This is a genomic window from Nocardia sp. NPDC055165 (assembly GCF_053606985.1).
In genome coordinates this window covers 44,431-68,602 of the sequence record NZ_JBSGSS010000016.1, presented here as the reverse complement: position 1 = coordinate 68,602, position 24,172 = coordinate 44,431, and the positions used below count along the sequence as shown (strand labels likewise).

The window sequence follows — 24,172 nt, the reverse complement described above, 5'->3', positions numbered from 1 at the left end:
TTTCTCGCAACGCATCCACGCGTGAAAGGAGTTACCGTGCCCGCAACGATCGACCCGGCGGCCACTGCTTGGCTACTCGCGGCCACCGCCATGGTGCTGTTGATGACGCCCGCACTGGCCGTGTTCTACGGCGGGATGGTGCGCTCGACCGGCGTGCTGAACATGCTGATGATGAGCTTCATCGCGATCCCGCTGGTCACCGTGGTCTGGCTGGTCGCCGGCTACAGCCTCGCGTTCGGCGACGACGCGGGTGGTGGCCTGATCGGCGATCTCGAGCATCTCGGGCTGGCCGGGATCAATCCCGACTCCGTCCGCGGCACCATTCCGGAACTGCTGTTCGTCACCTTCCAGCTGACGTTCGCGATCCTGACCGCCGCCCTGGTCTCCGGCGCCATCGCCGACCGTGCCAAGTTCGCGGGCTGGATGGTGTTCGTTCCGCTGTGGACGCTGGCGGTGTACGCGCCGATCGCGCACTGGGTGTGGGGACCGGACGGCTGGCTGCTGAACTTCGGCGCGCTCGACTACGCGGGCGGGCTGGTGGTCGAGATCGCCTCCGGCGCTTCCGCCCTCGCCTTGGCGCTGGTCCTCGGACCGCGCATCGGTTTCAACATCGATGCGATGCGTCCGCACAACCTGCCGTTCGTGCTGCTCGGCGCCGGTCTGCTGTGGTTCGGCTGGTTCGGTTTCAACGCGGGCTCCGCGCTGGGTGCCACCGGCACCGCGGCGGCGGTCTTCCTGAACACCCTGGTCGCGGGCAGTCTCGGCATGCTCGGCTGGCTCATCGTCGAACAGATCCGCGACGGCAGGCCCACCACGTTCGGTGCGGCCTCGGGCGCGGTGGCCGGTCTGGTCGCGATCACCCCGTCCTGCGGCGTGGTGAACACCCTCGGTGCGGTGCTGGTCGGCCTGGCCGCCGGCGTGGTGTGTTCGTTCGCGGTCGGCTGGAAACACAAAGCGGGCTATGACGATTCGCTCGACGTGGTCGGCGTGCACTTCGTGGGCGGCATCGTGGGCACGGTCCTGATCGGCCTGCTGGCCACCCAGGTGATGACCGGCGGCGTGAACGGGCTGCTCTACGGCGGCGGCCTCGCCCAGCTCGGCAAGCAGCTGGTCGCGGTCCTGGTGGTCGCGGCCTACGCCTTCACGGTCTCGTGGGTACTCGGCAAGGGCATCGACAAGATCATCGGTTTCCGGGTGAGCAAGGAAGACGAAACAGCGGGCATCGACTTCGCCCTCCACGCCGAAACCGCCTATGCCGAAGGGGTGCACGGCTCCTCGCCCCGCCGCTTCGGCGAGGGCCACTACGGCAACTAACTGACCTCGTCGTCTGGTGCCAACCAGGTGTTGCATTCGAAATTGCGGTTCTTCGAGTAGCCCTGGTTGTACCAGTTGCCGTTGTGGTCCGGGGTGCCGTGATCGCGGTGGCGGCCGTCGCCGTCACCGCGGTTGTAGTTGTGCTTCACCGCGGCGTAGCCCTCCTGCGAGGTCCACGAACCGCCTGCTTCCGACGAACCGATGTACATGCCGCCGAAACAGCTGGCCTGCAGCTCCATTCGACGCGAGGTCTCCAGCCCGCCCGCCGACATCGTGCCCTGCTCGCGACGCTGGTTCGACGAGGCCTGCATCAGGCCGGTGAGCCCCTGGATGTGGTGACCGTATTCGTGGGCGTAGACCGACAGCGCCTCCATCGGCGGATACGGGGTGTTGTGCAGCACCAACCCCTCCGTCGACATGTAGATGGTGCTCGAAGCACTGCAGTAGAACGCGTCGCTGGTTGAACCACCACACGGCGACGACAGCTGCGACGGCTGTTCCGCGACAACCAGACCCGGGCTCTGGAAGGGCAGATTCGCGGCGGTCAGATTCGACCGCCACATCTGATCGAGGCACACCTGAGCCGCCGCGAAGAACGCCTTGGCCACCGCCGCGGCGGTCGACCAGCGCGGCAGATCGCAGTCCATGTTCGTCAGGCCCGCGTCGTCGTTGCTGAACAGCGGATGCTGACCGAGGGCGATAACAGGTTGCGGCCCCGCCGGTTTGGTCGTTGTCGGCGCCGTGGTGCGCGCGGTGGTCGTAGCGCGCGCTGTCGTCGGATTCGTGGTCGGCACCGGCGAATTCGAGCTGTAGGTGAAACTCGGCGGCGTCGTCTTGGCGACCGAGCCCGGCGAGCTCTGATCGGACAGGGCCACCGCGGCGACCAGCAACCCGATGACCCCGAACACGGTCAACACCGTCAACACCGCACCGACCGCACCCGAACCACCCCGACGCGGCGGCGGATACCCTTGCGGCGCATAGCCGTAAGGCGGCGGCAACGGTCTGCCGTAGGGCGGCATCGCCGGCTGTCCGTACGGCGGCATCTGTCCCCCATACGGCGGCATCTGCCCGCCATACGGTGGCGGCAGGGGCCTACCGTACGGCGGCTGCGGAGGAGGCGGGGGATACATAGAATCACCTGACAACTGGTCACGCACGGACATGGGTAGCTCACCGGGAACGGGCTGACTCACCCCGCGCCCCGCCGTCGGCCGCTCACGCTACCGGTGTGGCGCCCGAGCCCGGCAGGCGCGGAGAGTCGGGATGCCTCAGTTCACTTCGCTCGCAGCGACGGTGAAGGTGTTGCACTGGGCCGTGAGGTTGCGGTCCAGGCCGGTTTCGAACCACTGGCCGCCGTGCTCGGCGGTGCCGTGGTCGCGCATGTCGCCGGGGCCGTCACCGCGGCCGTAGGAATCCTTGGTGGCGACCGTGACCTGCGAGGAGGTCAGCGAACCACCGCCCTTCGAGGAGGCGATGAACATGCCGTCGAAGCAGTTGGCCTGCAACTCGACTCGGCGCGAGAGCTCCAGACCCTTGGCCGAGCGGGCGCCCGCGTCGACGCGCTCGCTGTTGGCCTTGCGCAGGATGCCCGACTGGGCCTGCACGTGGTGGCCGTACTCGTGCGCGAACACCGAGAGGTACACCACCCAGTTGTCGCGGAACTGCTCGGTCTGCAGCTGGCTGATCGGCATGTAGATGGTCTTGTTCGCCGGGCAGTAGAAGGCGGCGAAGTTGCTCGTCGACCCGGTGCACGGGGTGGTGATGCCGTCGGTGGTCGCGGTGACGCTGAGCGTCGGCGACTCGAAGGGCAGATTGTTCTCCGCCAGCAGCGGTTTCCATGCCGACTCGAGGCACTTGGCGGCCGACTCGAAGAAGGCGCGCGCCTTGTCCACCTGCGTGCCCCACGGCGCGTAATTGCACGATGCCGGGACCAGGGTGCCGTCGGAGTCGGTGAGCAGCGGGTTGTCGCCGGTCGCGGCGGGCGCGGTCCCGGGCTGCGGGGTATAGGTAGTGGTCGGTTTCGGACCGATCGCGCCGATCCCGAGGTCGACGCCGGTATTGACGGCGTACTTCACCAGCCCGCCGACCAGCAGGAAGATGACGACCAGGATTGCCGAGGTGAAGCCACCGCCCCGCTTACGCGGCGGCGGAGTCGGCCTGCCCGGCGGCCCGTAGGGCATCGGCGGCGGGCGGTAACCCGGCGGCGGACCATACGCCGGACGCTGCCCATAACCCTGTGGATAGCCCTGCGGCTGTGGATAACCCGGCTGCCCGTATCCCGGTTGTGGCCGGTATCCCGGGGGCGGACCATAGCCGGGGGGTGGTGGAACCGGTCGTCCACCTGGGCCGTTCGGCCCATAACCGTACGGTGGTTGAGTCACTCCCCCGTACCCCCCTCGTCTCATGAGTCGTCGACAGCCGCTGACGCAGAATAGCAAGCTGTCTAGAGTAAGCACCCATGCTGACTTTTCGGGGGGGCGCCGCTGGCGCGCTGCTGCTCGCTGCGGCGGGTTTGCTCGTGGCCGCGCCGGTAGCCCATACGGAGCCCTCCACCTCCGGTGTTTCGATCACCGCCGACCTCACGCTCACCGAAACCGGTGTGCTCGAAGTCATCGAAACTGTCGCGGTACCCGCCGACGGAAATTTCACGATGTCGCTGCCGTTGCGCCTCAAGGTCGGTGACGACGTGGAACGGGTCTTCAAGGTCACCGATGTGACCGCGAGCGGTACGGGCACCGCCACCACTGTCAACGACCAGTTCGTCGTCGAGGCGAAGCCGGGCGAATCGAAGTTCACGTATACGGTGCACAACACCGTCTCCGACATGCCGGGCACGCAGGTGTTCCACTGGCTGGGCGTGCTCAACGCCGATATCGCCGTGCTCGACGTCTCGGTGATCAGCCCGAGCTTCCAAATGGGCATCGTCGACTGCAAACTCGGCTCGGCGGGCAATGCCAAGCCGTGCGCCGATGTCCACACCGAACCCGACGGCGTGCTGTATCTGCACCAGACCGACCTGCGCAAGGGCGATGCCATCGACCTCACCTTGCAGATGCCGCCCGGCACCGTGCCCGCGAATGCCGATGTGCGCGGCGGCGGTACGGGCCCGTTCGCCTTCACCACCCCCGTGCTCGCGGCCTTCGGCGCCTTCCTGCTCGCGCTGGCGGGCATGATCGCCTACGTACTGCTGGCGCGGAAGCGGGCTGCCGCCGCGGTGGCGGGTAGCGACACCTTCGATCCGCTGATCCAGCAGGCAGGCCGCGTCGAGTTCACCTCCCCCGACGGCGTGCTCCCCGGCGAGGCCGGCCTGATCATCGACGAACACGCCGATCCGGTCGACATCGCCGCCACCGTCGTCGATCTCGCCGTCCGGCGCTACCTGTGGATCACCCCCGTGAACGCGCGGGGCGAAGACGATTGGCGCATCAGCCGCGTCAACGCCCCCGACGACCAGCTGCGCGAATACGAGCGCACCGTCTACGACATGCTGCTGCCCGAAGGCACCGACACCGTCGCCGTCCGCGAACTGCGCGCCCCCGGCCGCCTGCAACTGGACCCGATCCGCGCCGCCATGCGCAACGACGCCGTCGCCACCGGCGCCTTCGCCGATCCGAAACAGCGCGCGCTCCCCCGCTGGATCGGCGCCGCCCTGATCGCCCTCGGCCTGATCATCACGGTCACCCTCGCCCTGACCGCGGGGCACGCCCTGGTCGGCGTGGCCATCGCCCTGGCAGGCGGAGCGGCGATGCTGCTCCCCAACTACCTCCCCACCCGAACCCCACTCGGCGACACCGTCGCAGGCCGAATCCGCGCGATGCACCGTGGTCTCGACACCGTCGTGCGCGACCGGATCCCGCCCATCGACCAGGAGACGATCTTCTCCCGCGCCCTCCCCTACACGGTGATCAGCGGCCGAGCGGACAACTGGATCCGCACCTTCCGCGACATGAACCCCGCAGCCGACTCACAGCCCGGCCTCTACTGGTTCGCCGGCTACGACCGAGACCCCAACCTCCACCGCTTCGCCGCCCAGTTCCCGTTCTTCATCACCGCACTGGAAGGCGCCTTCAACCCGCGCTGAGCGACCCGGCATACGAAAAGGCCCTGCCACTCATGAAGAGTCGCAGGGCCTTTCTCGGTTCTCACACCCGGCGGATAGCCGCCAACGGATCCGCGTACAGCGCGCTCAGCGAAGTAACCACCGCCGCGAACTCCTGGACCTTCCCCCCGAATCCACTGATCCGGATATCGGTGGCCGCCAACTGCGTGCTCTGCGAAAACGAGCGAGCCACATGCCCCAGCGCGGGCCGGTACCCCGTGAACGCCTGACCGCCCAGCACAACTCGATCCGGGTTGAGCATGTCGCGAACCAGCGCGACAGTCTGTCCGAGCATCGTCGCCCGCTCGGCGAGCAGTTCCCGCGCCGATTCGGACCCGGACTCGGCCGCCCGATACAGATCATTGATCGTGGTCCCGGCAGTCCCGTTGTGCGCCGGGATGATTCCGCGACCGACAGCCCGAGCCTGCAGGGCCCGATCACCGACGGTCACTTCCAAGCATCCACGCCGGCCGCACGTGCACTGCACATCGGAGCCCGTCGGCAGATGCGCGATCGACCCAGGCCCGTTGCTCGGGGTGTGTACCCGGCCGTCGAGGGTGACGGCGATGCCCGCGGTCTCACGGACGTAGAAGTAGAGGCTGCTGCCGTGCTGGGCAGCGGGAAGTTCGGTATCGGGCTCGGGCCTGCGCGCGTCGAAGGTGGGCAGCAGCAGCTCCGAGGCAGCCATCGCCTCGACGTGCGGCGCGACGGAAACCGGCAGCTCGAGCACATCGCCGAGCACCTGCCCGATCGGCGCACCCTTCCATTCCAGCTTCGGATGGTCGACCACACCGCTCTGCGGATCCACCCGCCCACCGATGGCCACACCCGCCCACAGCGGCGTCCGCCGATGCCACCGCTGCAGGAACGCCTTGGCGCTGCGCGCGACGGTGGTGACCGCGAATTCCTGCCCGGTCTGCGGTGTGGCGATGGCGAGCCCGCCGAGAATGCGGCCACGCAGATCAGCGGCGACGATCTTCGTCGCCTCGGCGCCGATATGAATGCCCAGCGTCAGGTAGGCGTCGTGATCGATCTCGAAGGGCACCCGCGGCCTACCGACCGCGCCCGCGGCGGTCAGATCGGGCCGCTCACGCAGCAGTCCGGCCGAAAGCAGCGACGCCACTTGCCGATTGACGGTGGCGATACTCAAACCCGTTGCTCGCGCGGCGTTGTCGCGCGAGACCGGACCGGAGGCCGCGGTACGCAGCACCGCTGCGGCGGGGTTGTCGCTACGCCGCAGCTCCGGCGGCACAACGGGGCGGGAAACACGAGGGCGACCGGCGCCCGTCCGGGAGACGGGGCGATCGATGATGGGAGCAGACATATGAAGTTCCTTGCCAAAAATCCCGTTATCCCAACGGGATTGCCTACACGTGGGGCGTGGCAGCTCGCGAACCTGAAGGGCTCAGCTGCAGAAGCAGGAACGACACAGTTCGCGCGTCAACGGCAACCGCAAGCCCAGAGCGGCGGTCACGTACGTGACCCGCTGGGCGGGGAGATGGTTGCTGGACATAACAATCAAGTTAACACCTAATCCCGACCCATCCAAGCCAAACCGGCGAATTGTGCGCTGAGGCACATCATCGCCGCAGGTCAGCGGGGGCACACGACAGGCGCAATGGGTACAAACGGGGGAAACCCTCTGCGGGAACCGAGTTCCCGCAGAGGGTTTCGACGATCCGGTCGGACTTACTTGGCCGGCGCGTTGAAGGGCGCGGAGATCGTGGAGAAGTACTGGATCGCAGCACCGATCGCCACCGGGGCGGTGATGAAGATCTGACCCAGGATGACGCCGAGGGCGCCGATCGTGGTGGCGCCGACGACGCAGCCGCCGATGCCGCCGGGGAGGGCGCCGAAGATCGCGCCGAGCACGCCACCGGCGACCAGGCCGCCCGCCGCACCCGCGACGCAACCGAGCGCGGCGCCGCCGAGGCCACCGACCAGGGTGCCGATCGCGGCACCCAGCGAGATGGTGGAGGTCAGACGGCTCCAGGCAGCCTGCTCACGCTCGTACTCGGTCTTCCACGGCGCCTTGTCCTCGTAGGGCAGCGCGACCGGCTTGTAGACAGCCTTGGCCGGATCCAGCTGCGGGGTCAGGGTCGCGGTGTTGCCCGAGATCTCGGCCGCGATCGGCAGCTCGAACTCGTCGAGGCGGAAACTCAGGGGGGTGCCCGCGAGGGTGGCGCCGTTGGGGGCCTTGATCTTGAAGACACCGTCCTCTTCGACCAGCGAGCCGGCATCGGTGGTGATGACGGCCTTCGAATCGTCGACGACCTCGGCGGTGTAGTTGATCGGGGCGGCTTCCTCGGCCGGCGCGGCGTTCACGGTGCCTGCCGTGATGCCCGTAGCCACGGTCAGGAGCGCCGCGACAACGGCGAACTTCCTCATCTTCATAAAACTGCCAATCCCTCATCTGTTGTGGAGCTGTTCGAGATGCAAGCTTCGAGCAGATCCACCCTCGTGACGAGGGAAAAAAGCAGCTAGATCTTAACTAGGAATTCATTTCGAGGCTTTGGCCGCCGCCTTGGCCTGCTTCTTGAATTCTCGTACTTCCGACAATGTTTCGGCATCGACGACGTCGGCGACCGAGCGTCGCGACCCGTCGTCGCCATAGGATCCGGCCGCTTTTCGCCAGCCGTCGGGCTGCACGCCCCGCTGTTTTCCGAGCAATGCGAGGAAGATCTTCGCCTTCTGCGCCCCGAACCCCGGCAGGTCCTGCAACCGGCGCAGCACCTCCGCGCCGTCGGGATCGCCCGCGGTCCAGATCTGCGCAGGTAGGCCGTCATAGTGCTCGATCACATACTGGGCGAGCGCTTGGGCCCGCCGCGCCATCGACCGCCCATAACGGTGAATCGCCGGCGGGGTGGCCGCGAGTTCCTCGAATTCGGCCGGATCCGCTTCGGCGATGCGGCGCAGATCGAATCCGCCCATGCGCTCGGCGAGTTTGCGCGGCCCACGAAACGCGTGCTCCATCGGATACTGCTGGTCGAGCAGCATTCCCAGCAGCAGCGCGAAATCGTCGGTGCTGAGCAGTTCGTCGGCCTCGGATTCCTGCGCGAGGCACAGCGTGCGAGTCATACATTCATCGTGACACATTTCACCAGTAGCCTCTGAGTCCATGCTCACGAGGACTGCTCCCACTCTGGCGGTGCGAATGACCGACTACACCCCACGCCCGGCCCGCTTCGACCGAGCGGCCCGGGATCAGCTGATCGACGCTCATGATCTGGAAGTCACCCAACCCGGTATGCGCGCGCTCGGCGCCTGGAGTCACACCGCGCTGGCGCTGCGGCCCGGCGAGAGCGCGCTCGACATCGGGTCGGGCACCGGATCGGAGGTGTTCACCTTCGCCGAGGAAGTCGGGCCCCACGGCACCGCGATCGGCGTCGAGCCGGATCCGCATCTGCTCGCCTCGGCGCAGCGCCGCGCGATCGAGTCCGGGTCGAGCGCGAGCTTCGTCTCCGGCGATGCCTACGGCTTACCGTTCGGCACCGATACCTTCGACGCGGTGCTGTGCGAACGGGTGTTCCAGCACCTCACCGCACCCGCGCGGGCGGCGGCCGAGATCGCCAGGGTGCTGCGGCCCGGTGGGCGCGCGGTGGTGGTGGACTGCGACTGGGCGACCGCGATCGTGCATCCCGGCAGCCCCCAGGTGGTGAGCGCGGTGATCGACACCCTGATCTCCTCGACCACCAATCCGCTCTCGGGCCGACGCCTCCCCGGCCTGCTCAGCGGCACCGGCCTGGTGGTCGAGGAGATCGGCTCACACGCACTGGTGCAGGATCGAACGGTCGGCGCGGGAGCGCTGGTGCGCCGCATCGCGGACCTGGCCGCCCTGCGCGGGGCGATCACCGCGAGCGATCGCGATCAACTCCTCGCCGACCTGCAGGCAGGCGCGGACCGCGGCGACATCCATATCTCGGTCACCCTGTTCGGCACGCTGGTGACCAAACCGCACTGAGCGTGGGCGGGGCCTCGAGGCCCCGCCAACGCAGGCGATCTCAGAGCAGCTTCTCCGTGGCCGCGAGCAGCACGCAGGTCGCGAGTCCGTCCATCGCCTTCTCCAGTTCCGGCAGCTGCGGGAAGCTGGGGGCGATGCGGATGTTCTTGTCCTCGGGATCCTTGCTGTACGGGAACGCCGAGCCCGCGGCGGTGAGCGCGATGCCCGCCTCCTTGGCCAGCGCGATCACCCGGGCCGCGGTGCCCTCGAGCACGTCGAGGCTGATGAAGTAGCCGCCCTTGGGCTCGGTCCACGAGGCCACCTTCGACGCGCCGAGGCGGTCTTCCAGGATGCGGCGCACGAGCGCGAACTTGGGTTCGAGCAGCGCACGGTGCTTCTGCATGTGGTCGCGCACACCCTCGGCATCGGTGAAGAAGCGCAGGTGCCGCAGCTGGTTGAGCTTGTCGGGGCCGATGCTCTTCTTCGAGGCGTGCGACAGATACCAGTCGATGTTGGCCTGCGACGCTCCGAAGAAGCTCACGCCCGCACCGGCGAAGGTGATCTTGGAGGTCGACGCGAACACCAGCGGACGGTTCGGGTTGCCCGCCGCCTCGGCCAGGCCGAGTACGTCGACGACCGGCGCCGCGATATCGGTGAGCGGGTGCACCGCGTAGGCGTTGTCCCAGAACAGCCGGAAGTCCGGTGCCGCGGCGGGCAGCGAAACCAGTTCGCGGACAATCTCTTCCGAGTAGACGACACCGGTGGGGTTGGAGTAGTTCGGCACCGCCCACAGGCCCTTGATCTGCGGATCGTTCGCCAGCAGCGTCGCGATGGCGTGGACATCGGGGCCGTCGTGGCGCATCGGGATGGTGATCATCTCGATGCCGAGCGCCTCGGTGATGGCGAAGTGACGGTCGTAGCCGGGGGCCGGACACAGCCACTTGATCGGCTCGTCGCCGACCCAGCGGCGCGGGGAGTCGGGTGTGCCGTAGAGCATCGAGAACACGATGATGTCGTGCATGATCTCGAGGCTGGCGTTGTTGCCCGCCAGCAGCCGCTCGACGGGGATACCGAGCAGTTCGCCGAAGATCGCGCGCAGTTCCGGCAGACCGGTGAGGCCGCCGTAGTTGCGGCAGTCGGTGCCCGAGCCGTCGCGGAAGTCGCCCTCGCCCGGCAGGGACAGCAGCGACGAGGACAGGTCGAGTTGCTCCGGCGAGGGCTTACCTCGGGTGAGATCCAGCGTGAGCTTCTCAGTTTTGAGCGTCGCGTATTTCGCGGTCTGGGACTCGTGCTCGGACACGAGTTCCTCGTGGCTCATCAAACCGATCTGCGTTTGCCGGGGCATCCTGGGCAGCCTTTCGAAGCAGCAAGGGGGTGCACGCTATGCGTGCTGACAGGCGCAACGTTACCCGGCGATTGCCCGCAATCGGCGGGGTATCGGGGCCGGGATCAGGCTCGCACGCTGCGAAGGTGCGTAGGCCGATCGGTCGGAGCGGGGACCCCTGAAATTAAAGGGGACCCCGCGCACCCGGCAGAGCCCGTTGACCCTTGCTGCCTTCCGGCCCTGGGGGAGTTCACAGGATGCTCGCCGCGCGGGATCCGTCGGCCAGTGTAGCGGTTGTTCGCGGTACTAGCGATTCCGGTCTTCGAACAGCAGGTCGGCGGCGCGCGTGAGGACCTCGACGCGGGTGCGGCCCGCGTGATCGGCGGCCAGGAAGTGGCTGCCGATGGTGGCACAGAAGGCGAGCAGACTCCTGGCTTCGACCTCGTCGGGATCTTCGCAGAACACGCCGATTGTCTCGCGCAGCAACGCCATTCGCGTGTTGTCGACGCGGCGAAGGCGTGCGGCGACGTCGTCGTCTCGGCGGGCCCAGTCGCGGATCGCGAGGTCGATCGGGAGCAGTCGATTGCTGGAGAAGGTGAGCAGGCCCGCCACGCGCGCCTTGGTCTTCGGGTCGAGGGTTTCGACGCGTTCGAGCACCTGGTCTGTCGCTTCGCTCTCCCACACGTCGAGCATCGCGGTGAGCAGTGCGTCACGGTCGGCGAAGTAACCGTAGAACCCGCCTTTGGTCACGCCGATGCGCTTGGCCAGCGCCTCGACCCGCACGGCGTCGACGCCGGAGGACGCCAGTACGGCCAGGCCCTCCTCGACCCATCTGGCCCGGGGCGTTCGCGCGGTACCCACGACGTGTTCCACCTCATATCCCTCGACGACGAGCGCATCCGACCAGTCGATACTCGAGTGTACGCAACCGTATAACCGCCGCGGCGACGGTGACGCTGGCTACGATCTATCCGATATCGGCAGCGGGGGTTCGGTGTTCCCCATGACTGGAGAGGGGGCCCGATCGTGACCGGCCCGAATCAGCGACCACCCGGCGACGGTGTGCCGCCGTCCGACCCCACCGTCGCATGGTGGGAACGACCAGGCGAAGGCGCAGGTCAGAACCCCGCCCAAGCCGACCCGACAGTGCTGCGCGGCAATATCGGCGCGCCCGGCCCGTACACCGCACCGCCCGGGCCCTATCAGAGCGGCGCGAACCCCCAGCCCTACACCGCGCCGCCCGGGCCGTATCAGAGCGGAGCGAATCCACAACCGTTCCCGCAGCCGCAGCAGTACGCGCATCCGCAAGCGGGCGCCTATCAAGCGCCGCAGCCGCAATGGGGCGCACCGCCGCGGCCGCCCTCGTCGGGCAACAAGGCGGTCTGGTGGATCGTCGGTGGCGCCATCGTGGCGGTGGGCGCGCTCGTGATCGGGCTGATCGCGTTCACGGCCAACAAGGTCGACGACGACAACCCCTTCGGACCCGATCCGGACAAGTGGGCGGGTAGCTACGTCTACAAAGACGGCAAGAACGCCTGCGACCTGGTCGATCTCACCGTGCTGAACCAGTGGTCGTCCACGCGCGAGACGACCACCCACACCGAGCGTGGCCCGTCGGAGTACATCGGCGGCGGCTCCTACGACTGCGACGCCAAGAACCAGGAGTCGGGCCGCAACGCCAACGACGCGGCCCTGGGTCTCGAGGTCGAGTTCAAGACCGAGAGCGAGACCGAGTCCGACTACGCGCGCTGGAAGGGCTACGACACCAAGACCACCGGCAAGGACTACGACCACGGCCCGGTGAGCGGCCTCGGCACGGAGGCGTACTACGCCAGCGAGCAGCACACCTACGGCTCCATCCCGAGCGACTACTCCGTCGTGGTGGCCGCGCACGACAGCAACATCTCGGTGAAGGTGGAGATCGAGGTGTCGACGATGCGCACCGTCGACAAGGCGGCCATGCGCACCGCCGCCGAGACCCAGGTCCGCAAGGTACTGGCCGCTCTGAAGAAGTAGCAGGTCAGAAGCGGTCGCGGGGGCCCGGTTTGGCATCGACCCCCTGCGACCCGCTATGCTGCTCCACGGAGGATTCGCCTAGTGGCCTATGGCGCTCGCCTGGAACGCGGGTTGGGTTAACGCCCTCAGGGGTTCAAATCCCCTATCCTCCGCAACAGCAGGGCCCTGATCGGTTCGCCGGTCGGGGCCCTGTTCGTTTAATCGGTGGATCTGTCAGTGGGCATCCGTAGAGTGAGCCCCGATGGTGCGGGAGACCCCCACCACACCCACATACCGTCGTCGCCGCCCCAACACAGATGTGCGTGCCGACGCAGTCCAGTGGGTACCCAGCCTTCGCGCCGGTCCGGAGTTCGGATCGCGCCGGTCGATGCCACGAGCGCGTCGATCGCACAGAAATCAGAAAGTACAGAACGAAGTGAATACATCACCTGAAACGAGCATCGGGCGCGACGCGTCCGGGCCGATCCGGCTGATGCTGCGTGACCGCACAGCCACCACCGGGCCGATCGACGGCGCCTGGTGGCCGCGAACCGACCAGCCGATGACCGAGTTGCACCAGTTGGTGACCGCGGTCGGACCGCGGATCGGCAAGCTGGCCCGGCTCGGATTCGACTGGACCACCAGCGAATCCGGCGACAGCACAGCCCGCAACGACCAGGCCGCGCGCATCATGCACGTGGTCGGCAGCAACGGCGCCGCGCTCGCGCTGCTGGTCATCCCGGCGGCCACCGAGGCACCCGCAGCGCGCAGCCAGATGCGCTGGGCGGCAGGAAAACCACGCATCCAGGACCCGGCGCCCGCCGACACGGCCGCCGACGGGCCACGCACCCTCGTGCAGATCTGACCAGCACCCTCGTGCAGATCTGAACTTCGCCGACCTACCTCATCGGTCGCTGGTGAACGACGGATCGAAGTCGCGCGGCGCACCACGACGACTCAGCAACCGGTCGAACCATTCACCCAGGATGACGCCCGCGGCCAGCGCGCAGCCGACACCGAACGCCCCGAGAATCTGCCCGAAACCGAGCAGCGTTTCGTCCTCGAGCAGGGCATACAGCCCGCGATATACCTTCAGACCCGGCAGCAGCGGCGTGATGCCCGCCGCCGCGACGACCAGGGGCGGGGTGAGCGCGCGACGCGCCATCAGACCACCGGCGAGGCCGATCACCGTGGCCGCCAGGCCGGCGGACACCACCGGCCCGAACCCGATGTCCTGCGCGCCGAGGAAGGCCATGGTGCCGCCCGCACCGCTGAGCCCGGCCGCGAACAGCGCCCGCCGCTCCGCGTAACAGGCCATCGCGAACGCGATCGCCGCGACCGCACCGGCCACCAGCTTGATCGCCAGATCATCGGTGTCGCGGCCCGCGCTGGCCGCGATCTCGGGCACCGCGATCCCCATCATCGTCGAGATCCGCAGGGCCAGACCGATGCCCGCGACGATGCCGCCGGTCATCATCACCACTTCGAGCATGCGGGCGGCCGCGGTGATCGGCGCGCCGGTGATGGCATCCTGCACCGAACCCACCAACTGCTGACCGGACAGCAGCACGGTGATGCCCGCCGCGACGATCAGCGCCGCGTCGGAACGCCAGTGGTCGCTGATCGAGGCGAGCGCGATGGCCGGGATCGTGGCGATGACACCACCGACCATGTGCTGGAAGAACATCGGCAGACCGAGCTGATGCAGGTACCGGTTCACCACGTCGATCGCCGCGGTGCTCACGAAACTGATCGCGGCGAGAACGAACCCACCGCCGAGCAGCACCGCGATCGCCGCCGCCAGCAGCGACCAACCCGCCGTCGACACCCAGCGCGGGTAGGGGTGGCGCGACGAGATCAGTTCGTCGAGGGCGGCGTGCGCCTGGTCGACGGGGACGATCTGGCTGCGAATGCGGCGCGTCAGCCGGTCGACCGCGGCCAACCGCGTGAAGTCGAGCGAGCGGTACTTCACGACGCGCATATCGCTGGCCGGCGGCAGGCTGGGTCCACGGTCGGCCCAGATACGGATCGCGTCGAAGGTGACGTCGATATCGCAGCTGTTCAGACCGTAGGTCGAGGCGATGAAGCGGACCTGCGCTGACGTGTCACCGACACCGGTACCCGCGGAGAGGACGACCTCACCCACGCGCACGGCCAGGTCGAGTACCTGCGACACCTCGGCGTCGTCGGCGAGGTCGATCGGTTGCAGCGGGGTGGGTGCGGCGACGATGTTGTCGGCGGTGGCCCGTTGTGACGGCAGGACGAACGGCCTGCGCAAACGCCACCATCGCTGGCGCAGACCTGGGCGTTCGAGGATGGTGGCGCCGTCGCCTTCCGCCAAGGGGTCCACACTCATACCTCGACGGTAATAGCGATCGCAGCACCTTCGCCGTCTCGCAATCAGTTCGTCAACGTGTCGGGTCCGGATTCGCTGGTAGCCGAACGGTGACGACGTCCGAGGTCGCGCCGTAGGGTCAGATGTCGTCGATCAATCCGGTGCTGTAGGCCGTCGCCGCCAGGTGCTGTAGGCAGCGCGGGCCGCATCCGTTGTGCTGAGTCAGCACGAAACGGGCCTGCTGGAGCGAAGAAATGGAAGAATCGGCCAGACAGTCGGCATGTGCGGCGCGCCAGTGGCCTTCGTAGCGGAGGGCGGCGGCCCGCGATGTCGGCGGGTCTGGTGCGGAAGTGTCCAGCAGGGTGTGACGGGAGGGGCAGGCAATGGAGGCGATGACTGTATGAACACCGGGACGGGGAAGGTGATCCAGGAGCGGCGCAGGCTGCTCGGGCTCTCGCAGCCCGCGCTGGCCACCGCGATCGGGGTGAGCTCGCGCCAGATCACCAGGTACGAGTCCGAGGAGCAATCGCCCACACTGCCGGTCGCTGTCCGATTGGCCGACGCGTTGCAGGTCTCGCTGGCGGAGCTGGCGGGCATCGTCGACAACCGCGTCGACCTGGCGGGTGACTGGTGGGCAGCCTGGCAGAAACCGGCGAACCACGCGGACGAGGTCGAGGTAGCGGCGGTGACCATCCGGCACGAGGGTGACCATCTGATGCTCGACTCGGCCGCTGAACCGCCTGCGCCCGAAGCCGATCCGGTCGCCCAGGTACGTGGCGAGATGCGGGTCTGGGAGGGCGAGGCGCTCACCGGCTGGATGCGCGGCATGGACATCGCGTTCCCGGTCGGCACCATCTACTACTCGCTGCATCCCCAGGGTGCTCATGCCGTCGGCTCGTGGACGACGAAATCGGGCCCCGACGGCCTGGTACGCGGCTGGAGCGTGCTGGCGCGGGAGAAATCCGACGCCGAGAAGCTGCTGGCGGAAATGCTGCGCACCGACGGCAATGTCGAGTCGTGGCCGGGTCCCTCGCGCTCGGCCTGAAGCCGCCGCCTGATCTCGGCGACGCTCGGGCGCCCGCGTTCGGCGGGCGGTGTGAGTAGTAGGTAGCGGCTCAGCGCCCCGAACACGAACAGCCCCACGGCAATCCACAGATAGATCTCCATCGGTTCCCCTCCGAACGAGTCAGTGCTTGCACGAGTGGCGCGGTATGGTGGTCGCCGAGCCGCCACGAGAAAGTATGGTCGCCGCCAAGACCTTTTGGACAGCAAAAAGCGTCTACAAACGTCTACAGTTCTCTACGATGAGCCCATGTCCAGTCGGGGCGAGCAGGGGAACGGCGTCGTCGGAGCTCGGTTGCGGCGATTGCGGGAAGAGTCGGGGTTGTCGCTGGCGGCGTTGGCCGCGCGCGTTCCGTACAGCAGGGCGGCGCTGGGACACTACGAAACCGGCACGCGAGCCGCGTCTTTCGAGGTGATCGCGTGGTACGAGCGGGTACACGCGCAATCGACGCCCGCGCTGCCAGGCACTCGTCGACGTGATCCGCGAGCTGCCGATGCGGCCCTCGCGACGGCGATCGCCGCGGCGCATCGAACCGGCCCGCTGATCGAGATCGGGCGACCACACCGGGGAGACAGCGGAACCGGATACTTCTGCCCGTTCCGGATCGACGGCGTGATCGAGGGTGAAGCCGCGGGAACCGACCCGGCGACGGCCTTGCACTCGGCGCTGCTCGCGGTGGGCGCGGAGCTCGATCGCGCGGGAAACAGCGTCGGCCACGGTCGACCTCGGTGAAAACTGGTCCTGCCCCGCGGATCAGCGGTGCGCGGCGACGACCGCATCGAGCGCGACGGCGAGCAATTCCAGGTAGCGGTCCGGATCGGACAGCACCCGCGGATCGGAATGCACGGACAGCGTGATCGTTTCGCCGATCCCGTGGACACCGTGAGTCAGGTGCATGACGGTACCGAGGGCCGGGAAACCCCCTGTGAACAGGACCGGGGCACCCGCGAAGGCGAGATCGGCCGGCCCGCGATACACACTGGACACGACGGTATTGCCATCGAGCGCCGCGGGGACATTGTCCAGTTCGGCCCGTTCGATATCACGCACCGCCAGCACCGCGGGGACGACATCGCCGACTCGATCCTGTGCGGAGAGCAGCGGATTCAGCGCTCGTTCGCGGCGGGCAGCGAGTTCATCGGCGATGAGGTTCGCGCGCGTACGCAGGTCGGGTTCGTCGATGTGCAGGTCGATGGACAGTCCGCGGTAGTTGTTGCGGGCCGCGCTCGGCCCCGGAAGTGCCATCGGTAGTGCGGTACCCAGCCGTTCCGGTTGCTCATCTCGCTGCGAGAGATAGTCGACCAGCGCCCGCGAAATCGCCGTCAGCGCAACAACAGTGACGGTTTTGCCCGGAATGCGGAGGTCGTCCGCATCGACGACGAGCATTCTCACGGTGTGACCGTCGACCGCGGTTGCCGGATTCAGCGCACAGGGCGCGAACCCGGTTGTGGCCGCGGGTACCTCACCGGCGGCCGTCCGGTCCGCCAATTCCCGCTGCGCGAGGTACGCGGCCCGCCCGCGCCACACCGTCGCGGCGACCTGCGCGGGAAGACGCAGCACCCCAAGCACTCTCGGATCGACCCGCCGAGCGATCCATCCACAGGGTTGTCCACAGAAATCCACAGGCTGTGCAGAAGTTTCACCAGGTCCGACCGGGTGATCTGCCGAGTTGTCCACAGGCACATCGGGTGTGCTGTGGACAACAGCTTCATCCACAGCCATCCCGAAGAGCGCTCGCGCGATGGCGGCGGCACGGGTGCCGTCGGCCAGTGCGTGCGAAAGTTGCAGCACCACCACCACAACGGGCGCGGCCGACCGTGGTGCGGAGTGAACCGACCGGAAAACATGGACACGCCACGGAAATTCGGTAGCGACGACACCGGTTCCCAGGAGTTCGCCCAGATCCGCGAGCAACGCCTGCCACGACAGGCCGTCCGGCCTGTGGTGCACGAATTGCTGGGAGGTGAATTCGGCCGGAACCCAGCGCGGGTAGCCGAGATCGCCCGGAATCTCCTGCAACCGGATCCGCAGATCCGGAATGCGCGCGGCGCGCGCGGCGATGAAAGCGCGGAGTTCGTCGGTGGCGGAATCGGTTTCGGCGAAAGAGTAGAGCAGGAACACGTCGTTGGCGGTGCGCCGCGACAGCCAGTACATCGTCGCGTCACGCGCGGCCATCGTGGTCATCCGGCCACGATAGGCCACCCCGCCGAGATCACTGAGAAGGCCCCGAGTCCGCTCGACTCGGGGCCGGTATTGCCCATTCGAGATGCATCTCGCGGTTCAGCCCCGCGCGAACTCTCCCGCGGTGACATCGGCGAGGAAGGCTCGCCACTGCCCTGGACCGAAGGCCAGTACGGGTCCGCGACCACGATCCTTGGTGTCACGAACGGCGATGTCGCCGCCGGCGAGAAAGGCTACTTCGACGCAGTTCCCATCGGGTCCGCTGTAGGTGCTCTTCCGCCACACAGCGTCGGTTACATCAACTTCCACGGCACTTGCTCCTTTGGTTCATCGAGAAGAGGGGATAACTCCTGGAATCGTTGCAACATTCCGAAATCCGGCGCGACCGATGAGTTACTTCGTGGCACACAAGGCACTGCCACACGGCGCGCGCAACCGACCGGCACGAACCAGCGCATCGAGGCGTTTCCGCCTCCGGGGGCTGCCCCCGCGGAAGAAACACTAGCAGGTCTTCCGCAATGTTGCGGAAGAGAATTTGCTTTCCCATATCGTTTTGCCAACCTTGCGAAGCTTCACGTTTGCGGAGGCATTGCCAGGCTCCTTACCCATTCCCGATCTGGTTGACACATCCCCATTTACTTCCATGTGATTAGTCCGTGATACGTCAATTTCTCGAGTACCTCAGCAGTCACATGAGCACCATCGAGGGCAGGCGTGGATCATGGGGGAATGATCTCCCGTGACCGCGACACCGCAGGTCGTGCCCGTAACGACCGTCCCCGCGATCGACTCGGCCGACCGCTGCCCCCCGGCAGTGCCGGAGTCGCCCGAATTCCCGACGACCTCGACCTCGGACCCCAGCAAACTCTCACCTTCGCTCAGCAACTGCTGGACGACGGATTGGCATTCAATGCCCACGAGGTATTGGAGGCGGCATGGAAGAACGGGCCGGTTGCCGAACGGATGCTCTGGCAAGGGCTGGCCCAATACGCCGTCGGCCTCACCCACATCCAGCGCGGCAACGCCAAAGGCGCGGGTACTCTACTGCGCCGGGCGAGCGAGCGACTCGGGTCCTACCCGGCGAATGCCCAGCAGCACGATGTCGACCGCGCCGGACTGATCGCGCACGCGCGGGAGCTGCTCGACGCGCTCGATGCCGGCGACGGCATCGCCGAGGAGCGGCTACGTACGCGGCTGTGCCGCGAGCCCACCTAGGATCGTGGAGTGCCAACGAGTCGAGGCGCGGGCCGCTACGCGCCGAGCCCTTCGGGCGAGCTGCACGTGGGAAACCTGCGTACCGCGGTACTCGCCTGGCTTTTCGCGCGAACTTCCGCGCGCGAGTTCCTGATCCGCGTCGACGATCTGGACCGGGTCCGGCCCGGCGCCGCCGCGGGTCAGCTCGACGACCTTGCCGCGATCGGCATCGACTGGGACGGCCCCGTGGTCTACCAATCCGAACGGCTGCCGAGCTACGCGGCCGCTGTGGCCGAACTGACCGCAGCCGGGCGCACCTATGAATGCTTCTGCACCAGACGCGAAATCCAGCAGGCCGCCACCGCGCCGCACGGGCCGATGGGCGCCTACCCCGGCACCTGCCGTGAGCTCAGCGACGCCCAGCGCGCGGCCAAGCGGGCTGAAGGACGCGTCGGCGCAGTGCGATTGCGCGCCGACGTCACCGAGTACGAGATCACCGACCTACTGCACGGCCGATATCGGGGCGCTGTCGACGATTTGGTGTTGCGCCGCGGCGACGGTGTCCCGGCCTACAACCTCACCGTCGTCGTCGACGATGCCGCCCAGGGCGTCGACCAGGTGGTTCGCGGCGACGATCTGCTGCCGTCCACCCCGCGCCAGGCGTATCTCGCGGAACTGCTCGGACTCACCGCCCCGACCTACGCCCACGTGCCGCTCGTGCTCAACGAGGAAGGCAAGCGGCTGGCGAAACGCGATGGCGCCGTGAGCCTTTCGAACCAACGTGCCCTGGGCCACACGCCCGGAGACGTGGTGGCGGCGATCGCGGAGTCACTCGGGTATTCCGCGCGGACGACTAGCGAGCTGCGCGATGTTTTCGACCCAGCGCGTATCCCCGAGAAACCATGGATACTCGAGCCTATCGGGTTGTTCCGACCAGAGGGATGTCCGTAACGTACGCATAGACCGATCTAGAAGATCAAAACGAGGACTGAGATTATGACCAGCGGTGGTTACGACCCCAACCAGTACCCGCAGGGCGGTCAGCCCGGCGGCTACGGCCAGGACCCCTACGGCCAGCAGCAGCCGCAGCCCGGCTACGGCCAGCAGCAGCCGTACGGCCAGCCCGGACACGGCGGCGCACCCCAGCCCGGTTACGGCCAGCCGGACCCCTACGGCCAGCAGCAGCCGGCCTACGGGCAGGACCCGTACGGTCAGCAGCAGCCCTACCCGCAGCAGGGCCAGTACGGTCAGCAGCAGGGCTTCGGCGGGGTACAGGCCGCCGACCTGGGAATCCGCCTCGGTGCGCGCGCGATCGACGGTGCGATCGTCGGCATTCCGATGTTCTTCGTGAACATCGGGCTCAGCTTCGCTTTCATCGACAGCCCCTTCCTCGGCGGCATCGTTATCTGGCTCCTCGCCGGTATCGCGCTCGTCGGCTACAACGTCGGCCTCGAGGTAACGCAGGGCGCCACTCTCGGCAAGAAGCTGCTCGGCCTGCGCGTGCTCGCTCCCGGCGGTGCGCCGACGCTCACCCCCGAGGCTTCGCTCAAGCGCAACATCTTCCTGGCGCCGATGGTGGTCTACTGCCTCGGCGGCCTGGTGACGACCGGCCTGGCGATCTACATCGCGGTCACCATCAGCAACGACCCGAACAAGCAGGGCTGGCACGACAAGTTCGCCGGCGGCACGCAGGTCGTCAAGGGCTGATTCCCCACACCTGACGAAAACAACAGGGGCGCTTCCGGAATCCGGAAGCGCCCCTGTTTCGTTGTGAGATCAGTAGGTCGTGGACGAGTCGAGTCCACCGGCGATGCCGAGCACCACGAAGAAGAGAATGTAGAGGATCCAGCCCACGATCGCGGCGACACCGATCCAGATGCCTGCCTGCGCCATGCCCTTACCTTCGCCGCCGCGCTCCTTGATCTGGTTGAGCGCCATCACGCCGAGGATGATCCCGACGATCGCGCCGACACCGCAGCTGCACAGCCCGATCAGCGAGGAGACCAGCGCGCCGATCGCCAGACCGTTGGTGCCCTGCGGCTGCGGGTACTGCCCGTAGGGCTGGTACGCGCCCGCCGCCGGATAGCCGCCGTAGCCGGGCTGCTGCCCGTAAGCGGGCGGCTGCTGCGGGTACGGCAGCTGATTGGGCTGCTGGTACTGCGGCTGCGACGGCTGCTGCGGGTACTGCGGCTGCGAGGGGGGCGGCGCCGGCTGCTGGGGATACTGCGGCGACGACGGATATTGGGAAGGCTGCGACGGCTGGGCGGTCGGATGCTGCGGCACCGAACCCGGCGCGCCGGACTCCGGGGACACGCCGGAGCCGCCGTACTGCTTCCACCACTCGTCGGAATCGCCGGGATTCGTCATTGCTACAGGGTATTCCACAACGGTGTTCCGTGGAACGCTGGGCGTTTCGAGGCGGGAAGAGGACATACCGGGCGCACCGGCCCCGGGTAGTGTACGGGCTGTGTTTTTGGAGCGCTGGCGCGCTCGAGCGGGGCCCTGGAGGCCCCGATCTTCCCTCCCTCCGGGTACTCCTTCGTCGCACCCTCCGGTCAGTCCAGATCGGGGCGGGCCCCTTTGGGTAGAGACATATCGGGTTTAGCGGGCCCGGGTAGTGGACGGGGTGTTTCTTGGGAGAATGGGGCTCGTGACTGATACAAACTCGCTCGACAAACCAGCTGAATCTGGGCACCCCGCGCCGGAACATGCGGCATTCGCCCAGGTTGCGCGGGGGTTCTATCCGGTAATCGTCGCCCTGTTCACCGCGACGCTGATCATCTCCAATATCTGCGCCACTAAAGGTGTGGAGTTCTTCACCGACAGTTCGGTGATGCTGGGCCCGATCCAGATCCTGCCGATCGCGACCGACGGCGCCTTCTTCCTGTTCCCGCTGGCCTACATCCTCGGCGACGTGCTCAGCGAGGTCTACGGCTTCCGCGCCACCCGCCACGCCATCTACACCGGTTTCGCCGCGCTGCTGCTGACCGTCGCCTGCTTCTACATCGCCATCCAGCTGCCCCCCGCGGGCTTCTACGAGAACCAGGAAGCCTTCCGCACGGTCCTCGGCACCACCCCTCAGCTGGTGCTCGCCGGTCTCGCCGGCTACTTCGTCGGTCAGCTGCTGAACTCGGCCACCCTGGTACTGATCAAAGAGCGCACCAAGGAAAAGCACCTGTGGGCTCGCCTGATCGGCTCCACCGTTGTCGGCGAGTTCGCCGACACCCTGATCTTCTGCTCGATCGCCGCTACCGCCATCGGCATCAACACCTGGCAGTCGTTCATCAACTACGTCATCGTGGGCTTCCTGTGGAAGACCCTGTGCGAGGTGCTGGTCATGCCGATCACCTACCGCGTCATCGCCGTCCTCAAGAAGACCGAACCGACCTACGCTCCGGCGAAGGTCGACGCGCTGCACGACTAGTCCGCAGGGTAGGCGGCGGCTCGGAAGGTCCGCCGCCTACTCCCCCGGCACCTTGATCCGGCCCCGCCACTGACCCAGGAACTCCTTCTTGAACTCGTCGAAGTAGCCGCCTTCGATGCTGGCCCTGATCCGGTCGACGAGACGAATCGTGAAGCGCTCGTTGTGAATTGTGCACAGCGTCGCCGAGAGCATTTCCTTGGCCTTGAACAGGTGATGCAGGTAGGCGCGGGTGTAGTGGGCGCAGGTGTAGCAGTCACAGTTCTCGTCGATCGGGGTGAAGTCGCGACGGAACCGGGCGGTGTTGATGTTGAACCGCCCCTCGTCGACATAGATCGCGGCATTGCGCGCCACCCGCGAGGGATTGACGCAGTCGAACGTGTCCGCCCCGTTCTCGATCGCGGTGAACATGTCCTCCGGCTCGCTGATTCCCAGCATGTGGCGCGGTTTGGCCTCGGGCAGCTCATCACAGCACCACCCGACGATCGTGCCGAGATTGTGCTTCTCCAGCGCTCCGCCGATGCCGTAACCGTCGAATTCCGTTCCACCACTGCCCCGGATCGACTCGAGCTCACGACAAGCCTTGCGCCGCAGGTCTTCGTACTGCGCACCCTGGATCACTGCAAACAGAGCCTGATACGGCCGATGCCCGCGCACGGCGGTGAGCCGTTCGTGTTCGTCGATGCATCGCTGCGCCCACTCGTGCGTGCGCTGCAACGACTTCTCCTGATAGCCACGGGTATTCATCAAGGTGGTCAGCTCGTCGAAGGCGAACATGATGTCGGCCCCGAGTTCGTGCTGGATGCCCATCGACACCTCGGGTGTGAAGCGATGCTTCGAACCGTCCAGGTGCGAACGGAAGGTGACCCCGTCGTCATCGACGGTGGCCAGGCGCTCCTTGCCCGCCGCGATCACCTGATCGGACCGGATGTCCACAGCCTCCATGGCGAGGACCTTCTTGAAACCGACCCCCAGCGACATCACCTGGAATCCGCCGCTGTCGGTGAAGGTGGGCCCCGGCCAGTTCATGAACTTCCCGAGCCCACCCGCCTCGTCGACCACGTCGGCGCCGGGCTGCAAGTACAGGTGGTAGGCGTTGGCCAGCAGCGCCTGCGCCCCGATCTCGCGCATCGTCTCCGGCAGCACGGCCTTCACCGAAGCCTTCGTTCCCACCGGAATGAAAGCGGGCGTGGCGATCTCGCCGTGCGGGGTGGAGATCACGCCGGTCCGGCCGTGCCTGCCCCCGTCCAGACGGGTGCCTACTTCGAAGGAGAACTCGCTGCTGTCGGCCACCGACCCATCG

23 protein-coding genes, 1 tRNA gene and 1 other RNA gene are annotated in these 24,172 nt (G+C 67.2%); 12 read left to right on the top strand and 13 right to left on the bottom strand.

Features of this window, described 5'->3' with window-relative positions:
- The first annotated feature begins 36 nt into the window (after positions 1 to 36).
- Complete coding sequence (locus ACWFRF_RS27815) at positions 37 to 1,314, top strand: ammonium transporter (protein ID WP_452452997.1); 1,278 nt, start codon at positions 37 to 39, stop codon at positions 1,312 to 1,314.
- Here ACWFRF_RS27815 and ACWFRF_RS27810 read toward each other — a convergent pair.
- Positions 1,311 to 2,360, bottom strand: coding sequence for a neutral zinc metallopeptidase (locus ACWFRF_RS27810; protein WP_379317949.1), 1,050 nt, complete (start codon positions 2,358 to 2,360; stop codon positions 1,311 to 1,313). The genes ACWFRF_RS27815 and ACWFRF_RS27810 overlap by 4 nt on opposite strands.
- Before the next feature lie 225 nt (positions 2,361 to 2,585).
- Complete coding sequence (locus ACWFRF_RS27805; protein WP_378994418.1) at positions 2,586 to 3,497, bottom strand: neutral zinc metallopeptidase; 912 nt, start codon at positions 3,495 to 3,497, stop codon at positions 2,586 to 2,588.
- A 278-nt stretch (positions 3,498 to 3,775) separates the two neighbouring features.
- Here ACWFRF_RS27805 and ACWFRF_RS27800 point away from each other — a divergent pair, with 278 nt between their 5' ends.
- Positions 3,776 to 5,398, top strand: coding sequence for a DUF2207 family protein (locus tag ACWFRF_RS27800; RefSeq protein ID WP_387445940.1), 1,623 nt, complete (start codon positions 3,776 to 3,778; stop codon positions 5,396 to 5,398).
- Positions 5,399 to 5,459: 61 nt separating this feature from the next.
- On the opposite strand, the gene ACWFRF_RS27795 is transcribed toward ACWFRF_RS27800, so the two are convergent.
- The 3 genes from ACWFRF_RS27795 to ACWFRF_RS27785 form a co-directional block, all read right to left on the bottom strand.
- Positions 5,460 to 6,740, bottom strand: coding sequence for an ROK family transcriptional regulator (locus ACWFRF_RS27795; protein ID WP_378994422.1), 1,281 nt, complete (start codon positions 6,738 to 6,740; stop codon positions 5,460 to 5,462).
- A gap of 365 nt (positions 6,741 to 7,105) precedes the next feature.
- Positions 7,106 to 7,810 (bottom strand): hypothetical protein, encoded by a 705-nt coding sequence (locus ACWFRF_RS27790; protein WP_378638579.1) that lies wholly within the window; start codon positions 7,808 to 7,810, stop codon positions 7,106 to 7,108.
- Positions 7,811 to 7,915: 105 nt separating this feature from the next.
- A complete protein-coding gene (locus ACWFRF_RS27785; RefSeq protein WP_378994424.1) occupies positions 7,916 to 8,494 on the bottom strand; it encodes an HhH-GPD-type base excision DNA repair protein in 579 nt (192 codons plus the stop codon).
- Positions 8,495 to 8,570: 76 nt separating this feature from the next.
- On the opposite strand from ACWFRF_RS27785, the gene ACWFRF_RS27780 reads away from it, so the two are divergent.
- On the top strand, positions 8,571 to 9,377 hold the full coding sequence (locus ACWFRF_RS27780; RefSeq protein WP_452453104.1) for a methyltransferase domain-containing protein: 807 nt from the start codon (positions 8,571 to 8,573) through the stop codon (positions 9,375 to 9,377).
- Positions 9,378 to 9,417: 40 nt separating this feature from the next.
- Here the strand turns inward: ACWFRF_RS27780 and ACWFRF_RS27775 are convergent, their stop codons facing one another.
- The 3 genes from ACWFRF_RS27775 to ACWFRF_RS27765 all read right to left on the bottom strand — a co-directional run bounded on the left by ACWFRF_RS27775 (position 9,418) and on the right by ACWFRF_RS27765 (position 11,553).
- Positions 9,418 to 10,701 carry an aminotransferase class I/II-fold pyridoxal phosphate-dependent enzyme gene (locus tag ACWFRF_RS27775; protein WP_449970070.1) on the bottom strand — a complete coding sequence of 428 codons (1,284 nt, stop codon included), beginning with the start codon at positions 10,699 to 10,701 and terminating at the stop codon, positions 9,418 to 9,420.
- 164 nt (positions 10,702 to 10,865) lie between these two features.
- An RNA gene (gene ffs, locus ACWFRF_RS27770) (signal recognition particle sRNA small type) lies at positions 10,866 to 10,960 on the bottom strand.
- A 26-nt stretch (positions 10,961 to 10,986) separates the two neighbouring features.
- Positions 10,987 to 11,553, bottom strand: a complete 567-nt coding sequence (locus ACWFRF_RS27765) for a TetR/AcrR family transcriptional regulator (protein WP_378638571.1) — start codon at positions 11,551 to 11,553, stop codon at positions 10,987 to 10,989.
- Between the two features lie 153 nt (positions 11,554 to 11,706).
- Between ACWFRF_RS27765 and ACWFRF_RS27760 the strand changes: the two genes are divergently transcribed.
- The 3 genes from ACWFRF_RS27760 (at position 11,707) to ACWFRF_RS27750 (ending at position 13,540) form a co-directional block, all read left to right on the top strand.
- On the top strand, positions 11,707 to 12,696 hold the full coding sequence (locus ACWFRF_RS27760) for a hypothetical protein (RefSeq protein ID WP_378994428.1): 990 nt from the start codon (positions 11,707 to 11,709) through the stop codon (positions 12,694 to 12,696).
- Positions 12,697 to 12,763: 67 nt separating this feature from the next.
- A tRNA-Ser gene (locus tag ACWFRF_RS27755) sits at positions 12,764 to 12,848 on the top strand.
- A 263-nt stretch (positions 12,849 to 13,111) separates the two neighbouring features.
- Complete coding sequence (locus ACWFRF_RS27750; RefSeq protein ID WP_378638566.1) at positions 13,112 to 13,540, top strand: DUF5994 family protein; 429 nt, start codon at positions 13,112 to 13,114, stop codon at positions 13,538 to 13,540.
- Between the two features lie 39 nt (positions 13,541 to 13,579).
- Here ACWFRF_RS27750 and ACWFRF_RS27745 read toward each other — a convergent pair whose 3' ends face one another.
- Complete coding sequence (locus ACWFRF_RS27745; RefSeq protein ID WP_378994430.1) at positions 13,580 to 15,031, bottom strand: threonine/serine exporter family protein; 1,452 nt, start codon at positions 15,029 to 15,031, stop codon at positions 13,580 to 13,582.
- A gap of 379 nt (positions 15,032 to 15,410) precedes the next feature.
- Between ACWFRF_RS27745 and ACWFRF_RS27740 the strand changes: the two genes are divergently transcribed.
- Together ACWFRF_RS27740 and ACWFRF_RS27735 are read left to right on the top strand one after the other, a co-directional pair.
- On the top strand, positions 15,411 to 16,055 hold the full coding sequence (locus ACWFRF_RS27740; RefSeq protein WP_378994432.1) for a helix-turn-helix domain-containing protein: 645 nt from the start codon (positions 15,411 to 15,413) through the stop codon (positions 16,053 to 16,055).
- Between the two features lie 267 nt (positions 16,056 to 16,322).
- Positions 16,323 to 16,805: a helix-turn-helix domain-containing protein gene (locus tag ACWFRF_RS27735; protein WP_379313421.1), complete on the top strand. Its 483-nt coding sequence runs from the start codon at positions 16,323 to 16,325 to the stop codon at positions 16,803 to 16,805.
- 21 nt (positions 16,806 to 16,826) lie between these two features.
- Here ACWFRF_RS27735 and ACWFRF_RS27730 read toward each other — a convergent pair whose 3' ends face one another.
- Together ACWFRF_RS27730 and ACWFRF_RS27725 are read right to left on the bottom strand one after the other, a co-directional pair.
- Complete coding sequence (locus tag ACWFRF_RS27730) at positions 16,827 to 18,257, bottom strand: wax ester/triacylglycerol synthase domain-containing protein (protein ID WP_452452995.1); 1,431 nt, start codon at positions 18,255 to 18,257, stop codon at positions 16,827 to 16,829.
- A gap of 96 nt (positions 18,258 to 18,353) precedes the next feature.
- On the bottom strand, positions 18,354 to 18,563 hold the full coding sequence (locus tag ACWFRF_RS27725; RefSeq protein ID WP_378638552.1) for a DUF397 domain-containing protein: 210 nt from the start codon (positions 18,561 to 18,563) through the stop codon (positions 18,354 to 18,356).
- Positions 18,564 to 18,983: 420 nt separating this feature from the next.
- Between ACWFRF_RS27725 and ACWFRF_RS27720 the strand changes: the two genes are divergently transcribed.
- The 3 genes from ACWFRF_RS27720 to ACWFRF_RS27710 are packed head-to-tail and all read left to right on the top strand — an operon-like array spanning position 18,984 to position 21,155.
- Entirely contained in the window at positions 18,984 to 19,469 is a 486-nt protein-coding gene (locus ACWFRF_RS27720; protein WP_378994438.1) for a DUF309 domain-containing protein, read from the top strand.
- A 9-nt stretch (positions 19,470 to 19,478) separates the two neighbouring features.
- A complete protein-coding gene (gene gluQRS, locus ACWFRF_RS27715; RefSeq protein WP_379313424.1) occupies positions 19,479 to 20,399 on the top strand; it encodes a tRNA glutamyl-Q(34) synthetase GluQRS in 921 nt (306 codons plus the stop codon).
- Positions 20,400 to 20,444: 45 nt separating this feature from the next.
- On the top strand, positions 20,445 to 21,155 hold the full coding sequence (locus ACWFRF_RS27710) for an RDD family protein (protein ID WP_379313426.1): 711 nt from the start codon (positions 20,445 to 20,447) through the stop codon (positions 21,153 to 21,155).
- Positions 21,156 to 21,224: 69 nt separating this feature from the next.
- On the opposite strand, the gene ACWFRF_RS27705 is transcribed toward ACWFRF_RS27710, so the two are convergent.
- On the bottom strand, positions 21,225 to 21,815 hold the full coding sequence (locus ACWFRF_RS27705; protein ID WP_452452993.1) for a DUF4190 domain-containing protein: 591 nt from the start codon (positions 21,813 to 21,815) through the stop codon (positions 21,225 to 21,227).
- Positions 21,816 to 22,089: 274 nt separating this feature from the next.
- Here ACWFRF_RS27705 and ACWFRF_RS27700 point away from each other — a divergent pair, with 274 nt between their 5' ends.
- Positions 22,090 to 22,872 carry a queuosine precursor transporter gene (locus tag ACWFRF_RS27700; protein WP_378994446.1) on the top strand — a complete coding sequence of 261 codons (783 nt, stop codon included), beginning with the start codon at positions 22,090 to 22,092 and terminating at the stop codon, positions 22,870 to 22,872.
- Positions 22,873 to 22,908: 36 nt separating this feature from the next.
- Here ACWFRF_RS27700 and tgt read toward each other — a convergent pair whose 3' ends face one another.
- Positions 22,909 to 24,162 carry a tRNA guanosine(34) transglycosylase Tgt gene (gene tgt, locus ACWFRF_RS27695; protein ID WP_378994448.1) on the bottom strand — a complete coding sequence of 418 codons (1,254 nt, stop codon included), beginning with the start codon at positions 24,160 to 24,162 and terminating at the stop codon, positions 22,909 to 22,911.
- Positions 24,163 to 24,172: the final 10 nt, after the last annotated feature.